Origin of the sequence: Bradyrhizobium sp. Bra64 (genome assembly GCF_024519875.1) — a bacterium.
In the GTDB taxonomy this organism is placed as follows: domain Bacteria; phylum Pseudomonadota; class Alphaproteobacteria; order Rhizobiales; family Xanthobacteraceae; genus Bradyrhizobium; species Bradyrhizobium japonicum_G.
Genome location: NZ_JALJRD010000016.1, coordinates 112,053 through 120,360, shown reverse-complemented (window position 1 = coordinate 120,360; position 8,308 = coordinate 112,053). Strand labels below are relative to the sequence as shown.

General features: G+C 63.5%; 9 protein-coding genes and 1 pseudogene. 3 read left to right on the top strand and 7 right to left on the bottom strand.

The window, feature by feature from the left end:
• Positions 1 to 300 (bottom strand): annotated as a pseudogene (locus tag NR187_RS30745) (hypothetical protein); the annotation flags it as partial.
• 41 nt (positions 301 to 341) lie between these two features.
• On the opposite strand from NR187_RS30745, the gene argE reads away from it, so the two are divergent.
• Both argE and NR187_RS30735 read left to right on the top strand, forming a co-directional pair.
• A complete protein-coding gene (gene argE / locus NR187_RS30740) occupies positions 342 to 1,514 on the top strand; it encodes an acetylornithine deacetylase (RefSeq protein ID WP_256808864.1) in 1,173 nt (390 codons plus the stop codon).
• An 18-nt stretch (positions 1,515 to 1,532) separates the two neighbouring features.
• The gene (locus tag NR187_RS30735; RefSeq protein ID WP_211386690.1) at positions 1,533 to 1,916 is read left to right on the top strand and encodes an immunity 8 family protein; all 384 of its coding nucleotides are present in this window, start codon (positions 1,533 to 1,535) and stop codon (positions 1,914 to 1,916) included.
• Between the two features lie 84 nt (positions 1,917 to 2,000).
• On the opposite strand, the gene NR187_RS30730 is transcribed toward NR187_RS30735, so the two are convergent.
• Together NR187_RS30730 and NR187_RS30725 are read right to left on the bottom strand one after the other, a co-directional pair.
• On the bottom strand, positions 2,001 to 3,059 hold the full coding sequence (locus NR187_RS30730) for a phosphotransferase family protein (RefSeq protein WP_094972034.1): 1,059 nt from the start codon (positions 3,057 to 3,059) through the stop codon (positions 2,001 to 2,003).
• Positions 3,060 to 3,207: 148 nt separating this feature from the next.
• Complete coding sequence (locus tag NR187_RS30725) at positions 3,208 to 4,443, bottom strand: acyl-CoA dehydrogenase family protein (RefSeq protein ID WP_256808861.1); 1,236 nt, start codon at positions 4,441 to 4,443, stop codon at positions 3,208 to 3,210.
• A gap of 214 nt (positions 4,444 to 4,657) precedes the next feature.
• On the opposite strand from NR187_RS30725, the gene NR187_RS30720 reads away from it, so the two are divergent.
• Positions 4,658 to 5,329: a TetR/AcrR family transcriptional regulator gene (locus tag NR187_RS30720; protein ID WP_211386693.1), complete on the top strand. Its 672-nt coding sequence runs from the start codon at positions 4,658 to 4,660 to the stop codon at positions 5,327 to 5,329.
• A gap of 4 nt (positions 5,330 to 5,333) precedes the next feature.
• Here NR187_RS30720 and NR187_RS30715 read toward each other — a convergent pair whose 3' ends face one another.
• From NR187_RS30715 to NR187_RS30700, 4 genes are all read right to left on the bottom strand, one after another.
• Positions 5,334 to 5,726, bottom strand: a complete 393-nt coding sequence (locus tag NR187_RS30715; RefSeq protein WP_211386694.1) for a RidA family protein — start codon at positions 5,724 to 5,726, stop codon at positions 5,334 to 5,336.
• Between the two features lie 97 nt (positions 5,727 to 5,823).
• Positions 5,824 to 6,039 (bottom strand): hypothetical protein, encoded by a 216-nt coding sequence (locus tag NR187_RS30710; protein ID WP_211386695.1) that lies wholly within the window; start codon positions 6,037 to 6,039, stop codon positions 5,824 to 5,826.
• 146 nt (positions 6,040 to 6,185) lie between these two features.
• A complete protein-coding gene (locus NR187_RS30705) occupies positions 6,186 to 7,061 on the bottom strand; it encodes a 3-keto-5-aminohexanoate cleavage protein (protein ID WP_256808858.1) in 876 nt (291 codons plus the stop codon).
• 4 nt (positions 7,062 to 7,065) lie between these two features.
• The gene (locus NR187_RS30700) at positions 7,066 to 8,295 is read right to left on the bottom strand and encodes a CaiB/BaiF CoA-transferase family protein (RefSeq protein ID WP_256808856.1); all 1,230 of its coding nucleotides are present in this window, start codon (positions 8,293 to 8,295) and stop codon (positions 7,066 to 7,068) included.
• Between the last annotated feature and the right edge of the window lie 13 nt (positions 8,296 to 8,308).

The following is an 8,308-nucleotide window of genomic DNA, read 5'->3' as shown; positions in this document are numbered from 1 at the left end:
GCCTGCGTCCACCGCCGTCCGGCCCGCGTTCGTGACGATCGCGATACGCCCCTCTCCCTTGGGCCGGAGTGAGACGACAGATACGTCGTTTCCGAATTTCGGTAAAGTGGAATATTTTTGCCGGCCGGCATCGACCCACGGATGGCGTGTTTTGCCCGACGGGCAACCCGATATCTTGTACCCCGGATGAGCGCGGCGATATCCGGCGCTTGCCAGCGCCGTCCCGGGTGTCGCTTCGCTCACCCGGGCTGCGGGTCTGTGTTGATTTGCCCTACCAGAGGCGACGTTGGTATGGTTCATGCAAGCACCTCAGCTTCCATATCCCTGACAAGACTGTGAAAATGCCAAGCTCAAGACCCGACCGCATTCGCAAGCTCCTCGCCGACCTCGTCGCCTTCGATACTGTCAGCGACCGCAGCAACCTGCCTCTGATCGCGCACATCGAAAGCTATCTCGCCGGGCTCGGCGTCAGGAGCGAGCGCATCGTCGACGAGACCGGACAGAAGGCCTCGCTGTGGGTCACCGTGGGACCTGAGGATCGCCCGGGCCTGGTGCTGTCGGGCCATACCGACGTCGTGCCGGTGGTGGGCCAGGACTGGAGCCACGATCCGTTCAAGCTGGGCGAGCGCGACGGCAAGCTCTACGGCCGCGGCACCACCGACATGAAGGGCTTCGTCGCGGTGTGCCTTGCCATGGTGCCGGAGATGGTCGAGGCCAAGCTCACGACGCCGATCCATCTCGCCATCTCCTATGACGAGGAGATCGGCTGCGTCGGCGTCCGGCCGATGCTCGGCGAGGTCGCGAAGAAACGGATCAAACCGCTCGGCGCCTTCATCGGCGAGCCGACCGAGATGAAGGTCATCATCGGCCACAAGGGCAAGCACGGCGTGCGCGCGACCTTTCACGGGCTCGCCCGCCATTCCTCGATTGCGCCCGACGGCGTCAACGCGATCGAATACGCGGCCGAGCTGATCGTCGAGATCCGCCGCCGCGCCGTGGCGCTTGCGGCCGTGCGCGCAACCGACAGCCTCTACGACGTTCCGCACTCGACGCTGCTCACCAGCATCGTGCATGGCGGCGCCGCACTGAACATCGTGCCCGATACCTGCACGGTGGATTTCGAATGCCGCGGCATCGGCATCACCGAGTCGCGGGAGGTGACGGATGCGATCGTGGCCTGGGCCAAGGCCGAGCTTGAGCCGGCGATGAAGGCGCGACATCCGGACTGCGGCATCGATTTCGAGGAGATCCTCGACTACCCCGCGCTCGACACCGCGGCCGACGCGGCGATCGTCACGCTCGCCAAGAGCCTCGCGGGGCGCAACGACCACGCCAAGGTCGCGTTCGGCACCGAAGCGAGCTTGTTTGCCAGCATGGCCGATGTGCCGTCAGTGGTGATCGGCCCGGGCTCGATCGCGCAGGCGCATACGCCGGATGAGTTCGTGGAGATGGCGGAGCTGGAGAAGTGCGCGGGGTTCGTGGAGAAGCTGATCGCGCATTGTGTGAAGGGTTAGTTGGCAACCGGTAAGCCCATGGCAGTGAAAGTCCGACCGCAACTAAGATCACTCTTCAGTCCGGACGCTGATCCGATTGAACAATTCATGCCGGACGGACCGTTCGGGATTTTGGTCATGGCGATGATTGGACCTGCGGACAGCTTGGGTGAAGAGTCGTTCGACTTCATGCTCTGCACTCCCGATTGGTTCGCTTCGCATATGAAGAGCAACATCGTCGAAGGAAGGCACTACCTCTTCGTCAAGGATTTCAACTACGAGCAACTAAAAACTTTTATCGAAGACTATTGCGCCAAATGCTCGGCGAACTCATGGTCTGAGGTTGCCGAGAGGCTGGCTCGCCTCGGGAAATGGGAGTTTGAGGACTACACGGAATACAAGCCGCCCCCAGCAGCGTGGTGAAGGAGGCGCGGCAGGGTGTGAGCATCCGCAGTGTCTGAACGGGCGGCTGTCCCGGGTATCGCTGAGCTCACCCGGGCTACGACGTTAAACCGCGCCCGCCTTTTGCGCGTATTCCCATGACGCCTTCGACAGCGGCACGGTGCGCTTGGCTGATTCCAGCGCCTTGGCGTTCGCCGCGGTGCCGTCACGGACGCGGCCGGCGATGCCTTGGGTGATGCCGGCGAGGCGGAACAGATTGTAGGCGAAGTACCAGTTCAGATCGGGCACCGTCATCTTGGTAACGTTGCAATAGATCTGCGCCGCTTCTTCCACGCTCGGAATGTTGAGCGTCTTGAGGTCGGCACCGTCGAGGCCCGGCATGACCCACTGCATCAGCAGATAGGTGAAGTCGGCCATGGGATCGCCGAGCGTCGACAGCTCCCAGTCCAGCACGGCCAGCACGCGCGGTTCCGTCGGATGGAAAATCATGTTGTCGAGGCGATAGTCGCCGTGCACCACGGAGACGCGGGCCTGCTCCGGCACCGTGCGCGGCAGCCATTCGGCGACCTTCTCGAACTCGGGAATGTGCTGGGTCTCGGACGCCCGATATTGCTTGGTCCAGCGGTCGATCTGGCGCGCGAAATAATTGCCGGGCTTGCCGAACTCGCCGAGGCCGATCGCCGTGGGGTCGTACATGTGGAGTTTCGCCAGCGTCTCGATCTTGCTGGTGAAGATCTTGCGGCGATCTTCCGGAGTCTGGCTCGGCAACGTCGGATCCCAGAACACCCGGCCCTCCTCCATCGACATGATGTAGAAGGCAGCGCCGATGACACCGTCGTCCTGGCACAGCGCATAGGCGTGCGCGACCGGGAAACCCTGCTTGCCGAGCGCTGCGATCACGCGATATTCGCGATCGACCGCGTGCGCCGAGGGCAGCAATTTGCCGAACGGCTTCCTGCGCATCACGTAGGAACGCTTCGGCGTGTTCAGCCGGTAGGTCGGATTGGACTGGCCGCCCTTGAACTGGAGCACGACCAGCGGCCCCTCGAAGCCTTCGACGTTGTCGCGCATCCAGGCTTCGAGCCGCATCTCGTCGATACGATGACGCTCCTCGACCGGCTTGGTGCCCGAGAATTCCTCGTCTTTCCTGACGCCGTCAGCCACGGTGACGCTCCCTCTTCAGTCCTGACCATTTCAGGTCGGGCATGATCCTAATCGGTAACCGCTGACGCACTTGCGTCAAGCGGTCATTCCGAATGCGGATCATGCCCTGTCGTTTCTTCAAGACGGGAGCGCGCTTTCGCCCTCCCCCTTAGCGATTGGGAGAGTTGGCATACTTCCGAACCTCGAGCCTGGCAATGGCGCGATTGTGCACCTCATCCGGACCGTCGGCGAGCCGCAGCGTGCGGATGCCCGCATAGTCCTTGGCCAGACCCGCCTCGTCGGAAACGCCAGCGCCGCCGAAAGCCTGGATCGCCTCGTCGATGATCTTCAGAGCCATGTTGGGCGCTGCGACCTTGATCATGGCGATCTCGGCCTGCGCGGTCTTGTTGCCGACCTTGTCCATCATGTCGGCGGCCTTGAGGCACAGCAGCCGCGTCATCTCGATATTGGTGCGGGCCTCGCCGATGCGCTGCTCCCACACCGAATGCTCGACGATCTTTTTGCCGAAGGCGGTGCGCGACATCAGCCGCTTCACCATCTTCTCCAGCGCCTCCTCGGCCTTGCCGATGGTGCGCATGCAGTGATGGATGCGGCCCGGACCAAGGCGGCCCTGCGCAATCTCGAAGCCGCGGCCCTCACCGAGCAGGATGTTCTCCTTCGGCACCCGCACGTTCTCGAGCAGCACCTGGGCGTGGCCGTGCGGCGCGTCGTCGAAGCCGAACACGGGGAGCATCTTCTCGACCTTGATGCCGGGGGTGTCGAGCGGAACCAGTATCTGCGACTGCTGCTGATGCTTGGCCGCCTTGAAATCGGTCTTGCCCATCAGGATCGCGATCTTGCAGCGGGGATCGCCGACGCCGGACGACCACCATTTGCGGCCGTTGATGACGTAGTGATCGCCGTCCTTCTCGATGCGGGTCTCGATGTTGGTGGCATCGGACGAGGCCACCGCCGGTTCCGTCATCAGGAAGGCGGAGCGGATCTCGCCGTCCATCAGCGGCCGCAGCCATTTGCGCTTCTGCTCCTTGGAGCCGTAGCGCATGAACACTTCCATGTTGCCGGTGTCGGGCGCGGAACAATTGAAGACTTCCGAGGCCCAGGAGATGTGGCCCATCTGCTCCGACAGCAGCGCGTATTCGAGATTGGACAATCCCGCACCGCGGAATTCATCATCCTCATGCTCGTTCGGCGGCATGAACATGTTCCAGAGACCTTCGGCCTTGGCCTTCTTCTTCAGGTCTTCCAGCACCGGGATCACCTTCCAGCGCTCGCCGGCCTTGTCCTGCTCGTTGTAGATCGGCACCGCCGGACGCACGTGCTTGGTCATGAACGACTGCACGCGGTCGAGCCATTCCTTCTGCTTGGGCGACAGATCGAAATCCATGGGACGCTCCTCGGTCTCTCTTTGAAAGCCTGCTTTGCGCCGGACTGTCCTCCCGCCCCGCGCGCCCCGCAAGCGTGAATGCGCAAGCTGGCGAGCTTCCGGGAACCGACCGCGTGTTGCGAACGAGTCCCGATTGCGGATTGACTTTTCCCGGCCTTCAAACGATAGTTTCATACAAGTGTTTGAAATGCAACTCCCTCCCTGAGGGGCACCCATGGCCAGCGATCATACCCGGACGTCCATTCTCGCCGCCGCCGAACGGCTCTACGCCGATCGCGGGTTCGGCGACGTGACGCTGCGCGACATCGTCGCGGAGGCCAATGTCAATCTGGCTGCGGTGAACTATCATTTCGGCTCGAAGGACGAGCTGATCGCGGAATTATTTGTCACACGCTCGATCGCCACCAATCGCGAGCGACTGCGCGAGTTGAAGGCGGCGGAAGAAGAAGGCGGCGGCCGTGCGCCGATCGAGGTGATCCTGCATGCGCTGGTCGGCCCGACGCTGCGCGGCTGCCTCGGCCCCGAGAACCAGCGCTCGACCGCGGCGCGCTTCATGATCCGCGCCTCGATCGAATCCGTGCCGCCGATCCGCCGGATCAAGAACCGCGAGATCGACCATTTGCGCAAGTTCGCCGGCGCGATGCGCCGGGCCCTGCCCGACCGCAGCGACGTCGATATCTACTGGGGCCTGAATTTCGCGCTCGCCATGGCGCACCACACCATCCGCGAGAGCGAACGGCTGACGAAACTGTCGGAAGGCAAATGCGATCTCGACGACGTCGAGGACGTGGTCGCCCGCGTGGTCAGCGTGGCGACGATGGCGCTGACGGCGCCACGGACGGAGGCTAAGGCGCCGGCGCGCGCGCTCGCGAGAGACGCGCGCTAGCCCCTCACATCATCGCGATGCAGTCGATCTCGACATCGAAGGGGCCGAACCATTCCGGCGTGCAGACGAATATCCTCGCCGGCGGATCTAGCGGGAAATAGCGCGCATAGACCGTGTTGAACGCGGCGAAGTGTTTCGTCGAGGTGCAGTAGACGTTGCACTTCATGACGTTGTCCAGCGAAGCACCGGCCGCCCGAAGGCACAGCTTCAACTGCTCCATGACGATCTCGCTCTGCCGCTCGATCGGCATCTCCTTGAGCTCGCCCGTCTCCGGGTCGAACGGCGGCAGCCCGGCGACGAAGATCATGCTGCCGGCGCGCGTGACCGGCGAGGTCGGCGCCTTCCAGCGGTCGAGAAACGTCGAGATCGGTTCGACGCGGAGCGCTTCGCGTTTCATGGCGGCCACCTTCGGTTCGAGCGGGACTGACGGCTGACTACATCATCCTGCAGCCGTCATGTTTCGCTTCTGATCGAAGTGTAGTCGTGGAAGCGCTTTACGCTCCCTGCGGCATCTCCTCGGCCTCTTCCTTGGCGAGCAGCAGCAGCATCTCGATGCCCATCTCGCCTTCCTGCGGCGAGCGGATGAACTTTATTTCGTCCGCGCTTTGCCGCAGCGCGGCAATGATGGCCACGGCCTGATTGGCCGTTGCCGCCTCGGTCGCCAGAATGGCCTTCTGGTTCTTGGCTTGAAACCCGATCGTGTACGACATGCACGTCCCTCCCGAAGTCAGTGAAGAGATCGAATCTGAGTCGCGCGCGAAGCGAAAGCCTGTGTGTTTACGGACCGGGTTTATCTGGGGATTGCGCGCAAGCCTCGCGCAAGGCCGCGCGAGCGTCACACTGCTGCCATCAACGCTTATGCCAGCCCGAGCATCGCGCGCGCGTCGGCAGCGGTCGCAACGCTCGCACCCAGGCTCTTCAGGATGCCTGCCGCATGGGCGACCAGCTCGGCATTGGTCTGCGCCAGCACACCCTTCGACATATAGAGATTGTCCTCCATGCCGACGCGGACATGGCCGCCGAGCAGATACGCCTGCGCCACCATCGGGAATTCGGCGCGGCCGATGCCGAAGCCGGACCAGATCGCGCCCGGCGGCAGCAGGCTGCGGGCGTAGAACATCGTCTCGGGCGTCGCGGAGAAGCCGTACTTCACCCCCAGGACCAGCGAGAACAGCCCCGGGCCCTTCAGCGTGCCGTCGGCGAACAGGTCGCGCGCCAGGTGGCAGTCGCCGGAATCGAACAGCTCGATCTCCGGCAGCACGCCGGCCGCCGTCATCCGGCCGGCCATGATGCGGACGTTGCGCGGAGTGTTGATCACGACCTCGCCGCCGGAATTCATGGTGTTGAGATCGAGCGTGCAGATGTCGGGCTTGAGCAGCTCGATATGCTCCACGCGCTTTTCGGGTTGCAGCAGCGTGGTGCCTGCAGCGGCGATGCGGGGGTCTTCGACCGAAGGCACGAAGCGACCGCCGGGGCCGGTGGTGAGATTGATGACGAGGCTGGTGTTGCGGGCGCGGATCTTCGCCATCACCTCGCGGTAGAGATCGATCTCCATCGAAGGCCGCCCCGTGGCGGGATCGCGCACGTGGATGTGGACAATGGCAGCGCCTGCTTCGCCGGCTTCCAGCGCCGAGGTCGCGATCTGCTCGGGCGTGATGGGCAGATATGGCGACTGCTCGGGCTTGGTCAGATTGCCCGTGATCGCGCAGGTGATGATGGTTTTGCCGGTCATGCGATCAGATGATCCCCTGCTTCTTCAGATCCTCGATCTTCCCCGCATCATAGCCGAGCTTGTCGCCGAGCACTTCCTGCGTATGCTCGCCGAGCAGCGGCGGGGCGCGGTAATTCTTGATCGGGGTCTCCGAGAGGGTCAGCGCGTTGCGGATCAGCGAAAGATCGGGCTCGAAGGGATGGTTGACCTTCACCCGCATGCCGCGCGACTGGACGTGCGGATCGGAAAACACCTGCTCGAAATTGTTGATCGGACCAGAGGGCACGCCGGCCTCCTCCAGCTTGTCCAGCCAATAGGATACCTTCTGCTTCAGGAACAGGCCGGCGAAGATCGCCATGATCTCCCTGCCGTGGACGACGCGGTCGTTGTTCTTGACGAAGCGCTTGTCGCTGGCGAGCTCGGGCTCGCCGAGCACGGCGCAGGTGCGCTGGAACTGGCCGTCATTGCCCACCACCAGCATCAGCTCGCCGTCGGTGCAGCGGAACACGCCGGCCGGCATGCCGCCATTGCCCCAGGTGCCGCGGCGCGGTGGGGTCTTGCCGTTGACGAGGTAGATCTGCAGCCAGTGCGACAATGACGCGATGACCGTGTCGAACAGGCAGACGTCGATGTGCTGTCCGACACCCCCATTGACGTCGCGATGGTAGAGCGCCGAGAGAATTCCGATCGAGGTGTTCATGCCGGTCATGTAGTCGACGATCGACGGTCCGACCTTCATCGGGCCCTCGCCGGGCTCGCCGTCGATATGGCCGGTGACGCTCATCAGGCCGCCCATGGCCTGCAGGATGGCGTCATAGCCGGCGCGCGGCGCGTAGGGGCCGGTCTGGCCGAAGCCGGTCACCGAGCAGTAGATGATGCCGGGATTGATCGCCTTGATCGTCTCGTAGTCGAGGCCGTAGCGCTTGAGATCGCCGACCTTGTAGTTCTCCATGAAGACGTCGACGTCCTTGGCGAGCTCGCGGATGATCGCCTGCCCCTCGGGCTTGGCGATGTTGACGGTGACGGACTTCTTGTTGCGGTTGGCGCAAAGGTAGAACGAATTGTTGTTGTTCGCCTTGCCCTCGGGGTCGGTGAGGTAAGGCGGCCCGAAGGCGCGCGCGTCGTCGCCGGTGCCCGGCCGCTCGATCTTGATCACCTCCGCACCTAAGTCGCCCAGCATCTGGGCCGACAGCGGCCCGGCAAGCACGCGGGTGAGGTCAAGGATCTTGATGCCTGAAAGCGGCAGGGCCGACATGTCGATTTCCTCC